Genomic DNA, 20,711 nt, shown 5'->3' with positions numbered 1-20,711 from the left:
TTTAAATTTAAGTCAATTATGATTTCTGATGAAATCCCTAAACTGTTCTCGACTAACCGCACAACCTTTAAAGTAGCGTTTTTGCACGTGATTGACTGGACTTTTATGATAAAGTGCGGTCCAAATTTCATTAGGAAAAAGATATTGCTCAATAAGTGGCTTAATCTCTCTGGTTAAATTACTCGGTGCAAACCAGTCAATAATCCATAAGTTATCCCCTGAACACCAATTAGTTGATTCAAGTAATACATCATCATTACGCAAATAAGCCTCTTCTGCTTCTTTAGTAAATTTCGCCCAAGAAAAATAGGCAACAGGAGCATTATCTTTTATAAACAACGCAAACTGTTTATTTCTTAGCACGGGTAAAATACGCTCTGCGAATCGATATAATGGTGCTTTGCTGTGATATTCAGAACACAGCCAAATTGTTGCAAAGGCACCAAATAATTGAGATTCATCTATAGATTCAGTAGTAAAAATACTGGGTGCAATAACATCAAAAGTGTCAATTTTCATAATTAAAAACGATAATTTAAGTTAAATCCTGTCACAACATGGCTTGCTTTAAACCCTGTTGGCTTATCTATTGGTACACCGACAAAATAATCATAATCCAATCCCCATATTTTGCCCCGTAATCCGATTGCCCCACCGATGAGAGAATGACCTAGTAAATCATTGAATCGGCTATAAACATTTCCTTTATCAATCCCTAAATAAAGTTCTTGTCCTTTATTGAAAGCATTCCATGCCAGTTCATTACGCCATAACCAACCACGTTCACCAGAAAGAGATAATTCGCCATCAAAACCACGAACAGTGTAACGTCCTCCAATACTGAATTTGTCTTGTTGAATCAAGGGGGTCTGATTCCATTGTGCATTCCAAGAGGTATTGAATCGCCAAGGTTGTTCACCAATTTTGAACGGGTAACTAAAATCAATAGAGGCGGTAATTATTTGTGGTCTTGATGTACCTTCATTAAAATCTTCTTCTGGTGCTGCCAATGCTTTATATGCACCCGTACCACGTTTATAGTTTGCTGAAAGTTGTAATGTCGCATTACCCAAGTATTCAATATGTTTTAAGCCAACATCCCAACCTGCCATACGACGACGTTGTACTTCAACTTCAACATCATTGATGTAATTAAATGATTTTCTAGCCCATCCACAAAATGAAATATAGATCTTTCGGCTGCTATTACGATAAAGTAAATAGCTTAAATTCATACGTAATTGCGTACTTTTTCCTGAATACTGATAATTTTCAAATGCTCCAGCAATAGATTGATGATAGTTATAATGGTATCCAGATAATGTGAGTAACCAATTCTTCCAAGGTACAGAATAATATAAACTGATATTCTTACTGCCATGAGTCCCATCAACATTATCACTATGACGCTTAATACTTTTAGTAAAACTGGAATAAAATAAATCATTTAATGAAAACATATTATCCCAAGATAATGTAGCAGTCCCCTGTAAACGTCCCGTTACTTTAGATCCTGAGTCATCTAGCCCTAATGTCAAATGAACAGGAAAATTCTGTTGATAGCGAATAATGACATCACTTACCCCTATTTCATCTTGAGCAGTTACTAATTGCATATTGGCATCAGCACTCTCATTTCGCTTTAAATTTTCCAAACCTTGTTCAAGATGTCGCAAATTCAGAATTTCGCCATCACTTGTCGGCATCGCAAACCACAAGGTTGCTGCAGTCGCATAAGAAAAGCTGCTTTCATCTTGTAATTGAATTTGACCAATTTTCCCAGGAATAGCTGTAATAATAAGTATGCCATTTTGTAAGTTTTGTGGCTGAACAACAACACGGGTTGTTATATACCCTTGTTCGATCAAACGATTTTGAATACGTTTGAGTAAAATGTTAATTCCTTCGCCACCTAAGCAGTGTGGTAGTGAAAAATCACGTTCAGCATAAATCGTATTCAGAACCCAATAAAATTGACTGTTAGGAATTGAAGCTGGTGAGATCTCTGAGAAATCGGAAATATCGGGAGAAAAATCAGTGAGAATAATATGGTTAATTTGATAACAAGGGGATTCTTTTTCAGGAAAGTTCAAGGATGGCTCAGATTGATTGTCTAGTCGAACATTAGGATCTGCAACTTGTTGCCGTTGCAAAGCTCTATTTTATTCCTCTTGTCTTTGCTGCAATGCTGCATCGGATTGCACATTTATTTGATTTAAATTGAGTGGTTCAACTGCCAACGCATAGACACCACATAATAACAAAATAACACCCACAAAAACTTTCATAAACCTAACCCTAATAAATAAAAAATCCCTATTTTTTAATGGGTAATATTTTATTCAAGATCTCCACAAAAGTGAAGTTTTTGTTCAAAAAATATGATGGGTTATGGAGTAAATATTACAACTTATCTAATAGTACCTTAAAATACTGTTCTTTAGGATGGGAAGGATGTCAAAAAAGAATAATGAATTCTCACTATAATTTCACCACTCTCGCTTGTTTAACCATATTATCCGCTACTTCTAACACAGTGACTTTCAAGCCATTTAATTCAAATTCTGCTCCCTCATCGGGAATATCTTCTAAATGCTCTAAAATTAGACCATTAAAGGTGCGAGCTTCTTCGGTATCTAAATTCCAATCAAACAGTTTATTTAAATCACGAATATTAGTTGAGCCTTCAATTAAAATCGAACCATCTGACTGAGTCGTCACTTCTTCCTCAATAGATGGCGCCGTTGAGGTGGTAAATTCTCCGACTATTTCTTCTAAAATATCTTCTAAGGTGACTAATCCTTTGATGTCGCCATATTCATCTACGACTAATCCAATACGTTCTTTATTATTACGGAAATTGAGTAATTGTGCGGTTAATGCGGTGCCTTCGGGAATAAAATAAATCTCATCGGCGGCTCGAATTAAGGTTTCTTTACTAAACTCATTTTTGTCTAGCATCAAACGATAGGCTTCTCGCACTCGTAAAATGCCTAGCACATTTTCATCCATATTGTCTTTATATAATACCACTCGGCTGTGTGCTGCGTGGTTTAACTGACGCATAATCGACTTCCAATCGTCATCAATATTAATCCCAGCAATATCATTACGTGGCACCATAATATCTTCGACAGAAACTTCCGCCAAATCCAAAATTGACAACAACATTTCTTGGTGAGCAGAGGGAATAAATTTGCCGCTTTCATTTACAATAGAACGTAATTCTTCTGCATTAAGATGATTCGCTCTAATTTCGGTTTTTAAGCCAGTGATTTTGATTAAGCATTTAATAATCAAATTCATCAAAAAAACCAGTGGCATAAAAAGTTTCATTAACGGCGAAATCAAGTGGCTAGACAAAAATGCCACTTTTTCTGGATAAAGTGCAGCAACGGTTTTTGGATAAATTTCAGAAAAGACTAACATCACAAAGGTCAATAAGCCTGTCGCAATGGCTACGCCTGCATCACCATATAGACGCATACCAATAATGGTTGCGATTGCCGAAGCAGAAATATTCACCAGATTATTACAGATTAAAATAAAACTCAGTAATTTATCGGTTTTTTTTAATAAACGTTCTGCTTTTTTTGCTCCCTTATGCCCTTTTTCAGCAAGGTAACGCATACGGTAACGGTTGGCAGACAATAGACCTGTTTCTGAACCTGAAAAATAGGCAGAAATAATTAACAGAATGATAAGAATAATAAATAAGGTACTAAGGGGAATACTGTCCAAAAGTTGTTCCTTGTGTTCGTTCAATATTAAGTGCGGTTAAAAAAAGAGAATTTTTATACCGCACTTCCAATTTCTCCCTTTATGTTGGGAAAAATTTGCTTCCAAAATAAGCAATCGTCAGCAATATCATACCTGAGATTGTGAAAATGATCATTCTTTTTCCACGCCAATGCCATTTCCAATGCCCTATCAACAGAATACCAAAAACAACCCAAGCAAATAGGGAAAACACTGCCTTATGAATATTGCTTAACTGCAACGCATGCAATAAATGATATGTTCCAGTGAATAAGATAATGGTTAATAAAATTTCACCACTTAACATGACACGAAAAAAATGGCGTTCCACCAACATTAATGGCGGTAAGTCAGGTGATGGCAAGACTTTTTTACGTTTTAAATGACGATCCAACCAAGCAATTTGAATGCTGTACAACATGGCAATAAAACAGACCGCATAAGCCAACATAGAGATCAGAATATGTAACAATAAATCCACTTGTAAATGCACGATTTGACTTGGGATAAATTTCGTCATTAACAAATTAATTAAGGCAAATCCATACACAATAGGCGAAACAAATGCCAATGTTCGCACATTCCATAACATCGGTACTGTACTTAATAATGCAATAAAAAAACTCATTAAGGAACTGACTTCAAGTAACGTAATATCTGCCCCTAAGGTTAGATGAGTAAACAATTCGGTAAAACTCAAATAATGACAAATTACAGCTAAAAATGCACTGCATAAAAACAGTGTTCTTTTTGGTTTAGTTTGCCCATCAATTTTCAGCAACATCGGCATAATTAGCAAGATATTGAAGCTATAAAAAAGCATTGCAAAAATAGCATAAGGCATTGTTGTCAATTTGTTTATCCTTTATTTTTCAAAAATAACAATTCATTTTAACCGTGCTAAATTGAAATTTCAATTAGAGACTGCCTTTGCTAGTGAAAACAAGGAAATTCAGGTATAATCGGGTAAATTTTTTGTTAATGACGAGAACGAAATATGTTTGAAAATTTATCTGATCGCCTGTCGAAAACCCTACGTAATATCACAGGTAAAGGGCGTTTAACCGAAGACAATATTAAAGATACCCTACGAGAAGTCCGCATGGCATTGCTGGAAGCGGACGTTGCTTTGCCTGTAGTACGTGAATTTATCAATAAAGTCAAAGAACGTGCTATCGGTGAAGAAGTCAATAAAAGCCTGACCCCAGGGCAAGAATTTCTAAAAATCGTACAAAGTGAATTAGAAAATGCCATGGGGCAAGCTAATGAAGAATTAAATCTTGCTACCCAACCGCCAGCGGTCATTTTAATGGCAGGTTTACAAGGGGCGGGGAAAACCACTTCTGTAGGCAAACTGGCGAAATTTTTAAAAGAACGGCATAAGAAAAAAGTATTAGTGGTGTCTGCTGACGTATATCGTCCTGCGGCGATTAAACAGCTTGAAACCTTAGCCCAATCTGTGGGTGTAGATTTCTTTCCTTCTGACGTAAAACAGAACCCTGTAGAAATTGCCAAAACCGCTAAAGCCGATGCGAAATTAAAATTCTATGACGTATTGATTGTGGATACGGCAGGTCGCTTGCATGTTGACGGCGAGATGATGGAAGAAATTAAGCAAATTCACACCGCACTTGAGCCGATTGAAACCCTGTTTACCGTGGATGCAATGACAGGGCAAGATGCTGCCAATACTGCCAAAGCCTTTAATGAAGCCTTGCCATTAACTGGGGTGATCTTAACCAAAGTCGATGGCGATGCACGTGGTGGTGCAGCCTTATCTATTCGCCAAATTACAGGTAAACCGATCAAATTCTTAGGGGTAGGTGAAAAAACCGAGGCGTTAGAACCTTTCCACCCAGAACGTGTGGCTTCACGTATTTTAGGTATGGGCGATGTCCTTTCTTTAATCGAAGATTTACAACGTTCCGTTGACCAAGAAAAAGCCGAAAAAATGGCGAAGAAATTCAAAAAGGGCGATCAATTTACCCTTGAAGATTTCCGTGAACAACTGATCGAAATGAAAAAAATGGGCGGCATGATGTCGATGTTAGACAAACTCCCTGGGGCAAAAAACTTACCTGATCATGTTAAAAATCAAGTGGATGATAAAATGTTTATCAAAATGGAAGCGATCATCAATTCCATGACCTTAAAAGAACGTGCCAATCCTGACATTATCAAAGGCTCACGCCGTCGCCGCATTGCGTTAGGTTCAGGCACGCAAGTGCAAGATGTTAATAAATTACTCAAACAATTTGACGATATGCAACGCATGATGAAAAAAATGCGTAGTGGTGGCATGGCAAAAATGATGAAAGGTATGAAAGGAATGATGGGCGGTGGCATGGGTGGACTGGCTGGTTTAGGTGGAATGTTTAAACGCTAATTATCCTGTGTAAATCTTGGTGAAGCATAGTGCGGTGAAAAAATATTGACTTTTCACCGCATTTTTTTGCTTTGAGTTTTCGCTACATAATGAGAAATAAAAACACAACATTGGCTAAAAATATGCCATAATGTAGCTAAATCACTGGCACTAAGGAGATCATTATGAAAAAAGTGACTTTATTACTTACTGCATTAATCATCAGTGCTTGTAGCAATCAACCAGAACGACAAGCGTTAATTCACGGTGAACAATTAGATACTCCACAAAAAACCGCCATCGGCTTTATTCGTTTATCAAAAAATTCTCAATATTATGTGGATACATCTTCGATCTGGGTGGATAATACCAAAAACAATCTGATTAATTTTGATACCGTGATTAATTTACATATTGGACATCGCATTTTTGAAGATAAAAACCTAATGACGAAATCCGTACGTCAGCATAAAGTCTTAGATTGTAAAACAAATATCATGACCCATACAGGATCACTGTTATATTCGGATTTCTGGGGGGAAGGAACGGTATTCACTCCGAAAAAATATCGTGAGCATCAAGTCAAGCCTCGTAATGGTTCAACACTAGGGACTGTCGCTCAAGTCATGTGTGCGAATTTTTATCATTAATTTAATAGCAAAAGGGCAAGAAATCTAATCTTGCCCTTTGTGTAATGGAATTAAATTATGGGTGGACAGGTCTTTGACTTGGTGCTTCATAATTTTCTGGCAAACCAAACACCTGACGTAATACCATTTTATAAAATGTAAAAGCCTCTTTAGAACCTTGAAGTGCCTCATCTTCAGCTTTTGGATCTAAGCCTAAATTATCCAAATACACTTTAAATTCACGCCAGTGTTTACCACGTCCTTCAGGATGCCCTGCAAGATGACTTGCTCCATGTTCTGCATCAAAACTTAAATTCTTTTCTGCCGCTTTATATAGGAAAGCTGCACCTAAGTTTGAACCCTCAGCACAATACAACCAACCGATCGCTTCGTTGCCTTGAGGATGAGGTAAAGTGCCTTTAAATTCAAAAGGTTGGCTATTTAATACCGCTAAATCTTTCACCACAGCATCATAACGAGCCATATATTTTAACTCTGGGATTTTTTTATTGAGTTCAGGATCTTTATAAATATCATCAACTACTTTGTGAAACACTGATTGTAATAGCAAGAATTTTGTATAATTTTCATTATTCTTGAAAGGTTCAACCGACATCACGAGATTATCTACACTGTCATGTGTGGTACGATTAAATGCTTTTAAACGTTCAGAAAAAGTTTTTTGTTCTTGTGTCATAATATATTTCCTATTAATTTTCAAATAATTTCCCATAATTGAGAAATTATAAATATACTTCAATTAGTTACGATGATCAATCGATTTTGCTAGCAATAAAAAAACAGCATATTGAGAACAAGGCTCAGTTAAATTGAGTTGAGAAAATCAATATTCTTCCATATACCCCAAACTACGCAATGCTCTTTCATCATCTGCCCAGCCTGATTTAACCTTAACCCAAAGCTCTAAATGTACTTTGTTGTCAAATAAGCGTTCCATATCTTGACGAGCTTCAGTGCCAATCACTTTGATTTTTTGTCCACCTTGACCGATGACCATTTTTTTCTGACCATCACGTTCTACTAAAATCAAGCCGTTAATTTCGTAAGTACCACGTTCATTGAGTTTAAATTGTTCAATTTCCACTGTCACCGAATAAGGTAATTCTTCGCCCATAAACCGCATGAGTTTTTCACGGATAATTTCAGATGCCATAAAACGTTGGGAACGGTCTGTCACATAATCCTCTGGAAAATGATGCTCACCTTTTTTCAAGCAATCTCGCACAATTTTTTTCAAATTATGTACGTTGTTACCACGTTGAGCGGAAATCGGCACAATTTCTTTGAAATTAAATTTTCCGCTTAATTCAGTGATAAATGGCAATAATTCATCTTTATTCTTTACATTGTCAATTTTGTTAATAGCTAATACCACGGGGGTTTTTACTTGGCGTAATTTGTTTAACACCATTTCATCGTCTTCATTCCAGTGTGTACCGTCCACCATAAAAATAATTAAGTCCACATCACCAATAGCACTGCTGGCGGCACGATTCATTAAACGGTTAATGGCTCGTTTTTCTTCAATATGTAATCCAGGAGTATCCACATAAATCGCTTGATAAGCACCGTCGGTATCAATCCCTACAATACGGTGGCGAGTGGTTTGTGCTTTACGTGAGGTAATGGAAATTTTTTGCCCTAATATTTTATTTAATAAGGTCGATTTTCCCACATTTGGGCGACCAATAATAGCAATAAAACCACAATAGGTTTCTGTAGGTTGTTGGTTATTTTCATCGTTTACATCAATCTGTAAATGTTCATCTGTCATTATGTATATCCAATTCTTTTAAAATTTGTTCTGCCGCAGCCTGTTCTGCTTTACGGCGACTATTAGCAATACCAGTAAAAGTGCGGTCAAAATTTTCCACGTTACATTCCACAGTAAAGGTTTGACAGTGTGCTTCCCCTGTCGTGTTGATAATGTTATAGCTAGGCAGATTTAATCCTTTACCTTGTAAATATTCTTGCAAACGGGTTTTAGGATCTTTTTGATTTTCACCTGGCTTAATCAAAACTAAGCGTTCCGCATACCAATGACAAATAATATTCATGGTGCTATTTAAACTACTATCTAAAGACATTGCCCCGATAATCGCTTCCACACAATCGGCTAAAATAGATTCACGACGGAATCCTCCGCTTTTCAGTTCCCCAGAACCCAATACTAAATTATCGCCAAGCTCAAATTGGCGAGCTAGTTCAGCAAGGGTTTGTTCTCGCACTAAGGTGGCTCGCATTCGGCTCAGTTCTCCCTCATTACATTTCGGGAACTGGTGATACAAGGCTTGAGCAATAGTGAGATTCAAAATCGCATCACCTAAAAACTCAAGGCGTTCATTATGTTCTTTCGCTGCACTACGATGCGTTAAGGCTTGTTTTAGCAAAGTAAGATCGTTAAATTCATAACCGATCTTACTCTGTAATTTAGTTAAATTATTCATCTTATTGAATCTTTGTAAATAAACGTTCTGAACGAATACCCGTTGGCCATTCATTTGGTTTTTTATCTAAACTTAACCAAATATAAGTGGCTTTACCCACAATATTTTTCTCTGGCACAAAGCCCCAGAAACGGCTATCTTCACTCATATTACGATTATCGCCCATCATAAAATATTGTCCTGCTGGCACCACCCATTCAGTCACATAATATTCTTGTTTAACATAATCTTTATAACGATAGCCCTCTGAAATAGGCTCAGGGAACCAATGAATTTGGTGGCTTACATCCCCGCTTTCGGTCAGTTCGAGCATACTCGGACCATAAATAAAGCTACCATCTGGATTTCTACCAATAATTGCCTTAAATTCATCATTTTGTTGTGGCTTAGAATAAGCAAATTCTTTGCTTTCACAATCTTCTTCACACGGCTTGCCATTCTTACCATAAATAATGGTTAATTTTCTTTCTAACTCATTATAAAGCACTCGGTCGCCACCAATCCCGATTACACGTTTAATATAATCCACATTCGGTTGAGGTGGGGCTTTAAACACTACAATATCTCCACGTTGCACTTTGCCTGTTTCCATCAAAGTATTTTGGAAAACTGGATCTTTAACGCCATAAGCATATTTTTCTACTAAAATAAAATCGCCTACACGTAAAGTTGGTTCCATGGATTGTGATGGAATTTGGAACGGTTCAAATAGAAAAGAACGCAGAATTAATACGAACGCCAATACAGGAAATAAAGATGAAATAAATTCTTCGCCCTCACCAATCGGCTCAATTTTGGCTCTTTCTTCATCGCTTAATACTTGTCCTGTACGCTGTTCAGTGCGTACAATTTGACGGCGACGATGCGGTAACACCGAAAAACGGTGATAGCACCACAATACGCCAGAAAGTGCGGTGAATAAAATTAATAAAATTGAAAATGTATTTGGTAACTGTAGATAATCTAACACTTTCCAAACAGCAAAGCCTACAACTAATAAAATCGGTAGAAAAAGTTTTGACATAGTTTCCCTTATTTAGTCTTTTCCAACGTGTAAAATCGCCAAAAATGCCTCTTGTGGCACTTCCACATTACCTAATTGCTTCATACGTTTTTTACCTTCTTTCTGTTTCTGCAACAGTTTTTTCTTACGGCTTACATCCCCACCATAACATTTTGCTAACACGTTTTTACGCAACTGTTTTACGGTAGAACGAGCAATAATCTGATTACCAATGGCAGCTTGAATAGCAATATCAAATTGCTGACGAGGAATTAATTCTTTCATTTTTTCCACTAATTCACGCCCACGATAGGTAGCATTATCTTTATGTACAATTAATGCCAGAGCATCTACACGATCACCATTAATCATAATATCCACTCGCACCATATTAGCAGACTGAAAACGTTTAAAACCATAATCTAACGAAGCATAACCTCGAGAGGTAGATTTTAAACGATCAAAGAAATCAAGTACCACTTCCCCCATCGGAATTTCATAGGTCAACGCAATTTGATTACCATGATACACCATATTGGTTTGTACCCCGCGTTTTTCAATACAAAGAGTGATTACATTACCTAAATAATCCTGAGGCACAAGCATATTACATTCCGCAATCGGTTCACGAATATCGGCAATGTTGCTTAATGGCGGTAACTTCGCTGGGCTATCAACATAGACAACATCACCATTAGTGAGTTCAACTTCATACACTACGGTAGGTGCGGTAGTAATCAAATCAAGATCGTATTCACGCTCTAAACGTTCTTGAATGATTTCCATGTGAAGTAAACCTAAGAAACCACAACGGAAACCAAAACCAAGTGCGGTGGAATTTTCAGGTTCATAGAACAACGAAGCATCATTTAGGCTTAACTTGCCTAACGCATCACGAAACGCTTCATAATCGTCCGAACTAATCGGGAATAACCCTGCATAAACTTGTGGCTTCACTTTTTTAAAACCAGGTAAGACTTCTGTAGCGGAATGGTGTTGGTGAGTTAAAGTATCCCCTACTGGCGCACCTAAAATATCTTTAATCGCACAAACCACCCAACCTACTTCGCCTGTTTTTAGCTCAGTAGTATCTACTTGTTTTGGCGTAAAAATCCCAAGGCGATCCACTTGATAAGATTGCCCAGTACTCATTACTTTGATTTTATCGCCTTTTTTAATTGAACCATTTTTTACACGAACAAGCGAAACAACGCCCAAATAGTTATCAAACCACGAATCAATAATTAATGCCTGCAATGGTGCATTCGGATCACCCTCTGGTGCTGGAATTTTTGCCACAATTTCTTCTAATACATCTTCAATCCCAACGCCAGTTTTGGCTGAACAGCGAACTGCATCAATAGCATCAATTCCCACAATATCTTCAATTTCTTCTGCCACACGTTCTGGTTCGGCAGCGGGTAAATCGATTTTATTTAAAATCGGTACCACTTCTAAATTCATATCCAACGCTGTGTAGCAGTTGGCTAAGGTTTGAGCTTCTACCCCTTGCCCCGCATCGACCACCAATAATGCCCCCTCGCAAGCGGCTAAAGAACGAGAAACTTCATAAGAAAAGTCAACGTGTCCTGGAGTATCAATAAAGTTTAATTGATAAGTTTCACCATTTTTGGCTTTATAGTTTAAGGTTACACTTTGGGCTTTGATAGTAATTCCACGTTCACGTTCAAGATCCATGGAATCCAATACCTGAGCTTCCATTTCACGATCGGATAAACCGCCACAAGTTTGGATCAAACGGTCAGAAAGGGTCGATTTTCCATGGTCAATATGAGCGATGATTGAAAAGTTACGAATATTTTGCATATAAAATAATTAAATAATAAATTCCTAAAAAGATAATCGGGGAATTGTACCTGAAATAGGCGTTGTAAGCTAGAAGTGCGGTGAAAATTCCAAAGGAATTTTGAAAAAAATAAAACACCCCAATCAAAAGATCGGGGTGTTGAATATTGTTTTAGAAAAACAAATTATAGACTTTCAGTGAAAGTACGAGTGATAACATCACGTTGTTGTTCTGGTGTTAATGAGTTAAAACGTACTGCATAACCTGAAACACGAATAGTTAATTGTGGATATTTTTCAGGGTGTTTAACTGCATCTTCTAAGGTTTCACGGCGTAAAACGTTTACGTTTAAGTGTTGACCACCTTCCACTTTTACAGTTGGAGCAACGTCAACTGGTAATTCACGATATTCGATTTTACCTAATTCGTTTACTGCCACGATTTGGTCTTCAGTGAATCCACCTTTTGCACATAAGCAACGTGCTTCACCTTTATCGCTATCTAATAACCAGAATGAGTTTAATAAATTGTCATTCGCTGCTTGAGTAATTTGAATACCTTTAATCATAAAGTGCCTCCATTTGGCTGTTTATTTAATAACTAAATCGTAAAGATATACAAATTTTATCAAAAAATTTGATACTTTCAACTATTTTTGACCAAAATCAAGACAATCTGCCATATAAATTAAGATAACTTGATTTATTTCAACATTATTAGGCTAAATAATAAATTATGATAACATTTCATTAACATTTTACTATTCAATGTTTAACAAAATAATGATGTATCATAATTAAAAAGATCAATTTTAATTAGAAAACCGATCTTTAAATCATTTAACCTAATCGCTCTCAATTTGATTTATGGATATTCTACTAAAATATCTTTTTCGCTAATCGTTTCACCATAAATTGGTAATAAGGTTTTTTCATAAGCACGTTTTAATGAACCGTCTTTTGCTAGTTTTTCTGTTTCAGCGTTTAACCATTCCAACAAATCTTTATCTTCTTTACGCACCGCAGCTGCAATAGTGTCTTGATCACCTAACGATTTAATGCCTACAGTAAAGCTTGGATTTTCTTTTGCCCAAGCGAATAATAAAGTATTATCGTGAGCTAACGCATCACCACGCCCATCCACTAATGCTTGGAAAGTTTCGGTATTTTGTTCAAATTTTAATAATGGAATATTTGGGTAATTTTTAGTGAAAAACGCATCCGCCGTTGTGCCTTTATTGACGATTAAGGTTTTACCCTCTAATTCTTTCACATCAGAGATTACCGCGCCCTCTTTTGAGGCGACACCTAAGGCTACTTTCATATAAGGTTTAGCAAAATCCACGACCTCTTGACGAGCAGGTGTCACAGTAAAGTTAGCTAAAATAATATCCACTTTATTAGACAGTAAATATTCCGCACGGTTGGCAGCTTCGACTAACACAAATTCCACTTTGTTTTCATCACCGAGTAAATCTTTGGTTAAGTCTTTCGCAATTTCCACATCAAAACCTTGGCTTTTACCGTCTTTATCCACGTAACCAAAAGGTGGTTTATCACTAAATACACCGATACGTACTTTACCAGCTTGTTTAATACGATCTACCGCATAAACTTTAGTTGGTTCTTGTTTAGCTTGCTCTTGATTATCGCAAGCAGTAACCCCTATAGCTAACAATAAAGTCGCTAAAAGTGCGGTGATTTTTTTGAAATTTTTCATAAATGATCCTTTTTTAAATAAAATGATTTGGTGAAAATGATTATAAAAAGAGTTTTCCTAAAAAAGGAAAGAACAAATCATTATTTAATATATGTTTTTGGAATAACAGACATAATTTTTTTCTATTGCTAAAAATTTTGTTATATTGTTTTTATGTTCATTCGCATTTTGTAAAAATTATATGAAAATCCTCATTGCTCCTGATAGTTTCAAAGAAAGTTTAACAGCTCTTGAAGTGGCTAATGCCATTGAAATAGGCTTTAAAAAAATCTTTCCGCAAGCGGATTATATCAAAATTCCCATGGCAGATGGCGGAGAAGGTACTGTTCAATCCTTAGTGGATGCCACACAAGGGGAGTTAATCCACCTGCAAGTCACTGCTCCATTGGGTAATAAAACTTCCGCCTTTTTTGGTTTATCCGGCGATAAACAAACGGCATTCATTGAAATGGCAGCAGCTTCTGGCTTGCATTTAGTCCCCATAGTACAACGCAACCCACTCTATACCACCAGCTATGGCACTGGAGAATTGATTAATGCGGCTTCAAACTGCGGTGTAAAAAAAGTGATTTTAGGTATCGGTGGTAGTGCAACTAATGACGGCGGTGTCGGTATGTTGCAAGCCTTAGGGGCAAAATTTTTAGATATTCAAGGAAATGAGATTAACTTGGGTGGTGCAAATTTAGCTAACATCGCTAAAATTAATTTAAGTCATTTAAATCCAAAATTACAAGCTGTTAAATTTGAAGTCGCTTGTGATGTCAATAACCCTTTATGTGGTAAAAACGGGGCATCTGCGGTATTCGGTCCACAAAAAGGGGCAACACCTGACATGGTAAAAATCTTAGATCAAGCCTTGTTGCATTTTGCTCAAATCGTGCAAAAAGAGCTTGGACTAACCATTCAAGATCAAGCTGGAGCGGGAGCTGCTGGTGGAATGGGAGGTGGTTTATTGTTACTCCCGAATGTTCAACTCAAAGCAGGTGTACAAATTGTAATGGATGCCGTGCATTTAAGTGATTATATTCAACATGCCGATTTAGTAATTACTGGTGAGGGGCGAATGGACGGGCAAAGTATTCATGGCAAAACCCCAATCGGCGTATCCAAAACCGCAAAACGATTTAATAAACCTGTAATCGCTATAGTAGGCTGTTTACGCAAAGATTATGATGTAGTTTACGATTACGGTATTGATGCGGTTTTTCCGATTATTCAGCAGGTCGATAGCCTTGAAAACATCTTGAAATCAGGGCGTGAAAACTTAATTTCAACAGCAGAAAATGTGGCGAGATTGTGGCGGATAAAAGAATGAAAATGGGGGGAATCTCTCCCCTATTTTTCTGTTCTAAACAACTCACTAATCGCATACAACGGCACATTTGTCAACCAATCTTGCTCACGATAATCTGCCATTGAAAAACGTAGTGCTTGTTTTGGTTGATATTTTTCACAATATACTTGCAGGCTTTTGGCTTTCAAATTTTCTTCGGCTTTCACTTCTATCGGTATAATATCTTGTCCTTGTTGTAACACAAAATCCACTTCCGCCGTGCCGTTTTCTCTTGCCCAATAAAAAGGAGCATAAGGTTGACTTACCAGTAATTCTTGCAACACATATTGCTCGGTTAATGCCCCTTTAAATTCAATAAATAACTGATTGCCTTCTAATAAGATTTTTTCGTCCAGTTGACTTTGTGCTGCCAATAAGCCCACATCCAAACTAAATAATTTGAAAGCATTATCTTGATAAGCATTTAACGGCAAATGTGGCTTACTGATACGTGGCACAACATGCACCAAACCACTGTCTTTCAGCCATTGCAAAGCAATTTCATAGTCCTTACTTCTCGCCCCTTTTTGCATTTTAGCGTAGGTGAATTTTTTATTTTCTTTAGCTAATTGTACAGGCAAACTATGCCATAACATTCGCACTCTTTGTACCGTTTGTGCATCGACAATATGTTTAGAAAAATCTTGTTCATACGCCATTAAAAGCTGATTTTGCACCAAACGAACTTGTTTGAAATTCTGCGTATCCACAAAGGTTTGTACGGCTTCTGGCATACCGCCCACAAAATAATATTGCCGCAACAAATCAATATAGCTTGTTTTCATCGCCTTGATTAAGTCCCAATCTTGTAATCGGAGTAATTGAGCCAGATCTTTTTTACCCAACGCCCATAAAAATTCGTGAAAATCCATGGGATACAACGATAAAAATTCCACTTTTCCTACGGGGAAAGATTGTTGATGATGTAAAGATATGCCTAATAATGATCCCGCTGCCACAATATAAAACTGCGGTGCATTTTCATAAAAATATTTGAGTGAAGATAGGGCTTGTGGTACTTCTTGAATTTCATCAAAAATGAGCAAGGTATTTTCAGGTTGAATATCCACCCCTGTTTCGATTTTTAATCCCAATATCAAACGTTCAAGATTAAAATCCCCTGAAAACAGGTTTTTCATGCGTTCATTATTGTCAAAATTAACATAAGCGACTTGAGCAAATGCTTGTTCACCAAAATGTCGCATGATCCAAGTTTTACCCACTTGCCTTGCCCCTTGAATAATCAAAGGTTTACGTTTAGGACGATTTTTCCATTGGGTAAGCTGATTAAAAAAATGGCGTTGCATAATAAAATCTCATCTTAAATAATGACCTTATTATAAGGCAAAGAACATTTTTTTAAAGGAAAAAAACAACAAAATTCACATTTTTTCAAATGAAAAAATGGTAAATCTTACACTTTTTCAAAGGAAAAATGCGATAAGCAGACGTTTTTTAAATATTCTCCTCATAATTCACCGCACTTTTCTCATAATTAAGAATATTCAAAAAGGCTTTTGCCCGATCTGTGGTGGGATTAGCAAAGAAAAATTCAGGTTTAGATTGCTCAATAATTTCGCCCTTATCCATAAAAATAATACGATCTGCAACCTGTTTTGCAAAGCCCATTTCGTGAGTCACAATCAGCATGGTCATGCCGTCTTTAGCCAGTCCTAAAATTACGTCTAACACTTCTCGCACCATTTCAGGGTCAAGGGCGGCAGTAACTTCGTCAAATAGCATAATTTCTGGATTCATACAAAGGGAACGCACAATAGCAATACGTTGTTTTTGTCCGCCTGATAATTCGCGTGGAAAGGCATTTTTGCGGTCGAATAAGCCAACCCGTTTTAACAGTTTATCTGCTTGTCTTTCCACGTCTTCCCGTTTGCGTTTTTGTACTTTCATTGGACCAAGCAAAATATTGTCGATCACTGATATATGTGAAAATAATTCATAGCTCTGGAACACCATACCAATTTTTTGACGGGCTTTAACCCACGAAATGTCTTTGCCTAATATACCATTATTTTCTAATCGAATTTCACCACTTTTAATTTCTTCCAAACCGTTAATACAGCGTAGTAGCGTACTCTTACCACAGCCCGAAGGTCCAAGAATTACCACTACTTCACCTTTTTGCACGGAAAGATCTATGCCGTGAAGTGCGGTGACTTCAGCGTAATTTTTTACGAGTTGTTTAATATCTAATAATGCCATAATTTAAAATTCCTAATTGCTCCATTTTGCTTCTAAATATTTAGAAAACAATGACAATGGATAACAAATAATAAAATACAAAAAGAAAATAACGCCGTAAATCCACAAAGCAGCGGACGGATCAGTAAATAGTGATGTTTCAATAATCTGTTGCCCCACTTTAATCACTTCCAACACACCGATTAACATGGCAAGAGAGCTGGTTTTTACCATTCGGGTAAATAAATTTATCGCCCCTGGTGTCACGCGTTTTAAACTTTGTGGCAACAAAATATACACAAAAGTTTGCAGTTTATTCAAGCCCAAAGCATAGGCTGATTCGAGCTGATGTTTTTCAATGGAAGTTAATGCTCCACGCACCAAATCCCCCATTTCAGCTACCCCCCAGAAAATAAACACTACAATACACACCCAAACACCACTCCAGTGAATATTAAACCATTTAGCAAACCCAAAATAGACTAAAAAGAGTAATACTAACAAGGGGATAATGCGTACTACCTCTAAATATAGCTGGCACAAAAAATGCACGGCTTTGTTTTTACTGGTCATCACTACACCCAAAATTACGCCTAAAATACACGCAAAAAACACTGACACAAAGGCAATTTCAGCGGTGATCCATAATCCACCAAGCAAACGTTCTAAATTACTGCCTTGAAATAAAATACCCAACCCCATGACTATGCTCCATATTTAGCTTGACGCAAACGGCGTTCTAAATAACGAATATACAGTGACACGGGCAATAAAATAATCAAATAAAATACCACGAGCAAAAACAAAGATTCGTTAGTTTTATAATCCATTCCGATAATATCTTTTGCCAAAAACATTAATTCCGCCACCGCAACGGCACTGATCACCGATGTTTCTTTCATTAAAAACAAACAGTTCGCTCCCACCGCTGGTGTGGCAATGGCAAAGGCTTGCGGAAAAATCACATAGCGAAAGGCTTGTAAAGGCGTTAGCCCGATACTTAACGCACTTTCAATTTGCCCTTTGGATACGGCTTCCAATCCGCCTCGAATGGCTTCCGCCATATAGCTCCCCCCAAGAAAAGCCAAACCGATAATCCCACAGGTAAAACCATCTAATTTAATGCCTACTTTGGATAAACCAAAATACAGAAAAAATACTTGAATTAACAACGGGGTATTACGAGAGAGTTCAATGTAGCTTTTGACCAGCCATTGCAAGCCACGAATTTTGTAGGTTAACACCACTGCACAAAGCAACCCGACTAGCACCGACAATACAATAGCCCAAAAGGACAAATGCAAGGTAAGTAAAGTTGCATCAATAAAACGAGGAACAGCGTTCCAAATATATTGCCAGTTCATAGAAAATAAGAAATGAATTTAAAATAGCTAAAATTATAATGGCTTAATTAGGCAGATAAAAGAACGATTTGATATGATTTAGATAAATTTGATATAAAAACACCGCACTTTGGTTAAAAAAGTGCGGTCTAAATCTAAAGAATTTTTAAAATTAAGCAGCGTACAACCCAACCCCTAACTCATCTTCTTTACGAGTTCGATTAATCACTGCTTGTGGCGATTGAATCACACGTAAGCCCATTTGCTCTTCGGTACGAACCACATCACCACGCAAGGAATTGGTATAGACATCGGTGATTTTAATATCCACGAATTTGCCGATCATATCAGGTGTACCTTTGAAATTCACAATGCGGTTGGTTTCCGTTCTGCCAGTGAGTTCCATAATGTCTTTTTTAGATGGTCCTTCAACTAGCACACGCTGTTCGGTACCTAACATGGCTCGGCTAAATTGAGCGGCTTGGTTATTAATACGTTGTTGCAACAGATACAAGCGTTGTTTTTTCTCATCTTCACTCACATCATCAGGCAAATCTGCCGCTGGTGTACCAGGGCGAGCAGAGTAAATAAAGCTAAAGCTCATATCAAAATTCACTTGAGCGATCAGGTTCATCGTGTCTTCGAAATCCTGATCGGTTTCCCCTGGGAAGCCTACGATAAAGTCCGAGCTAATCTGAATATTCGGGCGAACTTTACGCAGTTTGCGAATAATCGCTTTATATTCCAATGCGGTGTGATTACGTTTCATCATGGTTAATACTCGATCCGAACCGCTTTGTACAGGCAAATGCAAGAAACTCACGAGTTCTGGCGTATCGCTGTAAACCTCAATAATATCGTCTGTAAATTCAATCGGGTGGCTGGTGGTGAAACGTAAACGGTCAATACCGTCAATGGCTGCCACTAAACGCAGCAATTCCGCAAAGGAACAAATTTCGCCATCAAAAGTTGCCCCACGATAGGCATTCACATTTTGTCCTAACAGGTTCACTTCACGCACGCCTTGCTCGGCTAATTGGGCAATTTCAAACAGAATATCGTCCACTGGACGGCTCACTTCTTCACCACGAGTATAAGGCACAACGCAGAAAGAACAATATTTATTACAACCTTCCATAATCGATACAAACGCCGTTGGACCTTCGGCTCTCGGTTCAGGCAAACGGTCAAATTTCTCAATTTCAGGGAAACTCACGTCCACCACAGAGCTTTTGCCACCACGAATTTGGTTAATCATTTCAGGCAAGCGATGCAAGGTTTGTGGTCCGAAAATAATATCCACAAAAGGTGCACGATCACGAATATGAGCGCCCTCTTGCGAAGCCACGCAACCGCCCACGCCAATCACTAAATTCGGATTATGTTTTTTCAGCTGTTTCCAACGCCCGAGCTGGTGGAATACTTTTTCTTGGGCTTTTTCACGAATGGAGCAAGTGTTTAACAACAACACGTCCGCTTCTTCCGCTTCTTCGGTGAGTTCCAGACCGTGCGTGCTGAGTAATAAATCTGCCATTTTTGAACTGTCATACTCATTCATTTGACAGCCCCAAGTTTTAATATGTAATTTTTGAGTCATCTTTATAATCTGTATAAATTAAATTCGTTAATAAAGCCATAAAATTGATTGGCAATTAACTGGCTATTGTACTGTTTTAATCGTATTTTATCAAATTAATGCTTTCAGAATAAGCAACAAAATAGTATAATCCGCACGTTTTTTGTATTTATTTTAGAAAAAAGGATTAATCAATTAATGTCTAAAGAAGATTGCATTGAGATGCAAGGTACCATTTTGGAAACCTTGCCGAACACGATGTTTCGTGTAGAACTTGAAAATGGTCACGTGGTTACCGCTCACATTTCAGGTAAAATGCGTAAAAACTACATTCGCATTTTAACTGGCGATAAAGTTACTGTGGAAATGACCCCTTATGATTTAAGCAAAGGGCGTATTATTTTCCGTGCTAGATAATATCACGCAAGCCAACAAAGCTCGAAAATTTCGAGCTTTTGTTTTTTGCCAAAAACGCATTAAAAATCTACCGCACTTTTCGTTCTGCTAACC

Annotated in this window: 19 protein-coding genes and 1 pseudogene; 4 read left to right on the top strand and 16 right to left on the bottom strand. The window is 37.4% G+C overall.

Features of this window, described 5'->3' with window-relative positions:
- Positions 1–12: 12 nt before the first annotated feature.
- The 4 genes and pseudogenes from O1Q80_RS04355 to O1Q80_RS04340 form a co-directional block, all read right to left on the bottom strand.
- Positions 13–519, bottom strand: a complete 507-nt coding sequence (locus O1Q80_RS04355) for a toxin-activating lysine-acyltransferase (RefSeq protein WP_386695905.1) — start codon at positions 517–519, stop codon at positions 13–15.
- Positions 520–521: 2 nt separating this feature from the next.
- Positions 522–2,288: pseudogene (locus tag O1Q80_RS04350) on the bottom strand (ShlB/FhaC/HecB family hemolysin secretion/activation protein).
- Between the two features lie 193 nt (positions 2,289–2,481).
- The gene (locus tag O1Q80_RS04345) at positions 2,482–3,741 is read right to left on the bottom strand and encodes an HlyC/CorC family transporter (RefSeq protein ID WP_386695904.1); all 1,260 of its coding nucleotides are present in this window, start codon (positions 3,739–3,741) and stop codon (positions 2,482–2,484) included.
- A 79-nt stretch (positions 3,742–3,820) separates the two neighbouring features.
- The gene (locus tag O1Q80_RS04340) at positions 3,821–4,603 is read right to left on the bottom strand and encodes an inner membrane protein YpjD (RefSeq protein ID WP_386696144.1); all 783 of its coding nucleotides are present in this window, start codon (positions 4,601–4,603) and stop codon (positions 3,821–3,823) included.
- A 153-nt stretch (positions 4,604–4,756) separates the two neighbouring features.
- Here O1Q80_RS04340 and ffh point away from each other — a divergent pair, with 153 nt between their 5' ends.
- Together ffh and O1Q80_RS04330 are read left to right on the top strand one after the other, a co-directional pair.
- Complete coding sequence (ffh, locus tag O1Q80_RS04335) at positions 4,757–6,145, top strand: signal recognition particle protein (protein WP_386695903.1); 1,389 nt, start codon at positions 4,757–4,759, stop codon at positions 6,143–6,145.
- A gap of 164 nt (positions 6,146–6,309) precedes the next feature.
- A complete protein-coding gene (locus O1Q80_RS04330) occupies positions 6,310–6,774 on the top strand; it encodes a surface-adhesin E family protein (RefSeq protein WP_386689691.1) in 465 nt (154 codons plus the stop codon).
- A 55-nt stretch (positions 6,775–6,829) separates the two neighbouring features.
- On the opposite strand, the gene O1Q80_RS04325 is transcribed toward O1Q80_RS04330, so the two are convergent.
- The 7 genes from O1Q80_RS04325 to O1Q80_RS04295 form a co-directional block, all read right to left on the bottom strand.
- Complete coding sequence (locus O1Q80_RS04325; protein ID WP_386689689.1) at positions 6,830–7,450, bottom strand: biliverdin-producing heme oxygenase; 621 nt, start codon at positions 7,448–7,450, stop codon at positions 6,830–6,832.
- Positions 7,451–7,597: 147 nt separating this feature from the next.
- Positions 7,598–8,548 (bottom strand): GTPase Era, encoded by a 951-nt coding sequence (gene era / locus O1Q80_RS04320; RefSeq protein WP_386695901.1) that lies wholly within the window; start codon positions 8,546–8,548, stop codon positions 7,598–7,600.
- Entirely contained in the window at positions 8,538–9,221 is a 684-nt protein-coding gene (gene rnc, locus O1Q80_RS04315; RefSeq protein ID WP_386695899.1) for a ribonuclease III, read from the bottom strand. The genes era and rnc overlap by 11 nt, the downstream gene beginning before the upstream one ends.
- A 1-nt stretch (position 9,222) precedes the next feature.
- A complete protein-coding gene (gene lepB / locus O1Q80_RS04310; RefSeq protein WP_386695897.1) occupies positions 9,223–10,245 on the bottom strand; it encodes a signal peptidase I in 1,023 nt (340 codons plus the stop codon).
- 12 nt (positions 10,246–10,257) lie between these two features.
- Positions 10,258–12,051 carry a translation elongation factor 4 gene (lepA, locus tag O1Q80_RS04305; RefSeq protein ID WP_386695895.1) on the bottom strand — a complete coding sequence of 598 codons (1,794 nt, stop codon included), beginning with the start codon at positions 12,049–12,051 and terminating at the stop codon, positions 10,258–10,260.
- A 164-nt stretch (positions 12,052–12,215) separates the two neighbouring features.
- Positions 12,216–12,599 (bottom strand): autonomous glycyl radical cofactor GrcA, encoded by a 384-nt coding sequence (gene grcA, locus O1Q80_RS04300; protein ID WP_386689679.1) that lies wholly within the window; start codon positions 12,597–12,599, stop codon positions 12,216–12,218.
- 296 nt (positions 12,600–12,895) lie between these two features.
- Positions 12,896–13,750, bottom strand: a complete 855-nt coding sequence (locus O1Q80_RS04295; protein WP_386695893.1) for a cysteine ABC transporter substrate-binding protein — start codon at positions 13,748–13,750, stop codon at positions 12,896–12,898.
- A 181-nt stretch (positions 13,751–13,931) separates the two neighbouring features.
- Between O1Q80_RS04295 and O1Q80_RS04290 the strand changes: the two genes are divergently transcribed.
- On the top strand, positions 13,932–15,065 hold the full coding sequence (locus O1Q80_RS04290) for a glycerate kinase (protein WP_386695891.1): 1,134 nt from the start codon (positions 13,932–13,934) through the stop codon (positions 15,063–15,065).
- A gap of 20 nt (positions 15,066–15,085) precedes the next feature.
- On the opposite strand, the gene O1Q80_RS04285 is transcribed toward O1Q80_RS04290, so the two are convergent.
- From O1Q80_RS04285 to miaB, 5 genes are all read right to left on the bottom strand, one after another.
- Complete coding sequence (locus tag O1Q80_RS04285; protein WP_386695890.1) at positions 15,086–16,390, bottom strand: ATP-binding protein; 1,305 nt, start codon at positions 16,388–16,390, stop codon at positions 15,086–15,088.
- Between the two features lie 148 nt (positions 16,391–16,538).
- Positions 16,539–17,303 (bottom strand): amino acid ABC transporter ATP-binding protein, encoded by a 765-nt coding sequence (locus tag O1Q80_RS04280; RefSeq protein ID WP_386689669.1) that lies wholly within the window; start codon positions 17,301–17,303, stop codon positions 16,539–16,541.
- A 12-nt stretch (positions 17,304–17,315) separates the two neighbouring features.
- Entirely contained in the window at positions 17,316–17,984 is a 669-nt protein-coding gene (locus O1Q80_RS04275) for an amino acid ABC transporter permease (RefSeq protein WP_386695888.1), read from the bottom strand.
- Positions 17,985–17,986: 2 nt separating this feature from the next.
- Positions 17,987–18,646, bottom strand: coding sequence for an amino acid ABC transporter permease (locus O1Q80_RS04270; RefSeq protein WP_386689665.1), 660 nt, complete (start codon positions 18,644–18,646; stop codon positions 17,987–17,989).
- Between the two features lie 151 nt (positions 18,647–18,797).
- Entirely contained in the window at positions 18,798–20,222 is a 1,425-nt protein-coding gene (gene miaB, locus O1Q80_RS04265; RefSeq protein WP_386695886.1) for a tRNA (N6-isopentenyl adenosine(37)-C2)-methylthiotransferase MiaB, read from the bottom strand.
- Positions 20,223–20,399: 177 nt separating this feature from the next.
- Between miaB and infA the strand changes: the two genes are divergently transcribed.
- Positions 20,400–20,618, top strand: a complete 219-nt coding sequence (gene infA / locus O1Q80_RS04260; RefSeq protein WP_132301427.1) for a translation initiation factor IF-1 — start codon at positions 20,400–20,402, stop codon at positions 20,616–20,618.
- Positions 20,619–20,711: the final 93 nt, after the last annotated feature.

The sequence above is a fragment of the Lonepinella sp. MS14435 genome, assembly GCF_042485795.1.
GTDB lineage: Bacteria > Pseudomonadota > Gammaproteobacteria > Enterobacterales > Pasteurellaceae > Lonepinella.
The sequence above is the reverse complement of the archived record's forward strand: the minus strand, read 5'-3'. Positions and strand labels throughout refer to the sequence as shown.

Coding starts and splice junctions, on each gene's coding strand:
- O1Q80_RS04330 (WP_386689691.1), top strand. CDS start 6,310: ATGAAAAAAGTGACTTTATTACTTACTGCATTAATCATCAGTGCTTGT.
- O1Q80_RS04355 (WP_386695905.1), bottom strand. CDS start 519: ATGAAAATTGACACTTTTGATGTTATTGCACCCAGTATTTTTACTACT.
- O1Q80_RS04270 (WP_386689665.1), bottom strand. CDS start 18,646: ATGAACTGGCAATATATTTGGAACGCTGTTCCTCGTTTTATTGATGCA.
- lepA (WP_386695895.1), bottom strand. CDS start 12,051: ATGCAAAATATTCGTAACTTTTCAATCATCGCTCATATTGACCATGGA.
- O1Q80_RS04295 (WP_386695893.1), bottom strand. CDS start 13,750: ATGAAAAATTTCAAAAAAATCACCGCACTTTTAGCGACTTTATTGTTA.
- O1Q80_RS04285 (WP_386695890.1), bottom strand. CDS start 16,390: ATGCAACGCCATTTTTTTAATCAGCTTACCCAATGGAAAAATCGTCCT.
- O1Q80_RS04325 (WP_386689689.1), bottom strand. CDS start 7,450: ATGACACAAGAACAAAAAACTTTTTCTGAACGTTTAAAAGCATTTAAT.
- O1Q80_RS04290 (WP_386695891.1), top strand. CDS start 13,932: ATGAAAATCCTCATTGCTCCTGATAGTTTCAAAGAAAGTTTAACAGCT.
- O1Q80_RS04340 (WP_386696144.1), bottom strand. CDS start 4,603: ATGCCTTATGCTATTTTTGCAATGCTTTTTTATAGCTTCAATATCTTG.
- lepB (WP_386695897.1), bottom strand. CDS start 10,245: ATGTCAAAACTTTTTCTACCGATTTTATTAGTTGTAGGCTTTGCTGTT.
- era (WP_386695901.1), bottom strand. CDS start 8,548: ATGACAGATGAACATTTACAGATTGATGTAAACGATGAAAATAACCAA.
- ffh (WP_386695903.1), top strand. CDS start 4,757: ATGTTTGAAAATTTATCTGATCGCCTGTCGAAAACCCTACGTAATATC.
- miaB (WP_386695886.1), bottom strand. CDS start 20,222: ATGACTCAAAAATTACATATTAAAACTTGGGGCTGTCAAATGAATGAG.
- infA (WP_132301427.1), top strand. CDS start 20,400: ATGTCTAAAGAAGATTGCATTGAGATGCAAGGTACCATTTTGGAAACC.
- O1Q80_RS04275 (WP_386695888.1), bottom strand. CDS start 17,984: ATGGGGTTGGGTATTTTATTTCAAGGCAGTAATTTAGAACGTTTGCTT.
- rnc (WP_386695899.1), bottom strand. CDS start 9,221: ATGAATAATTTAACTAAATTACAGAGTAAGATCGGTTATGAATTTAAC.
- O1Q80_RS04280 (WP_386689669.1), bottom strand. CDS start 17,303: ATGGCATTATTAGATATTAAACAACTCGTAAAAAATTACGCTGAAGTC.
- grcA (WP_386689679.1), bottom strand. CDS start 12,599: ATGATTAAAGGTATTCAAATTACTCAAGCAGCGAATGACAATTTATTA.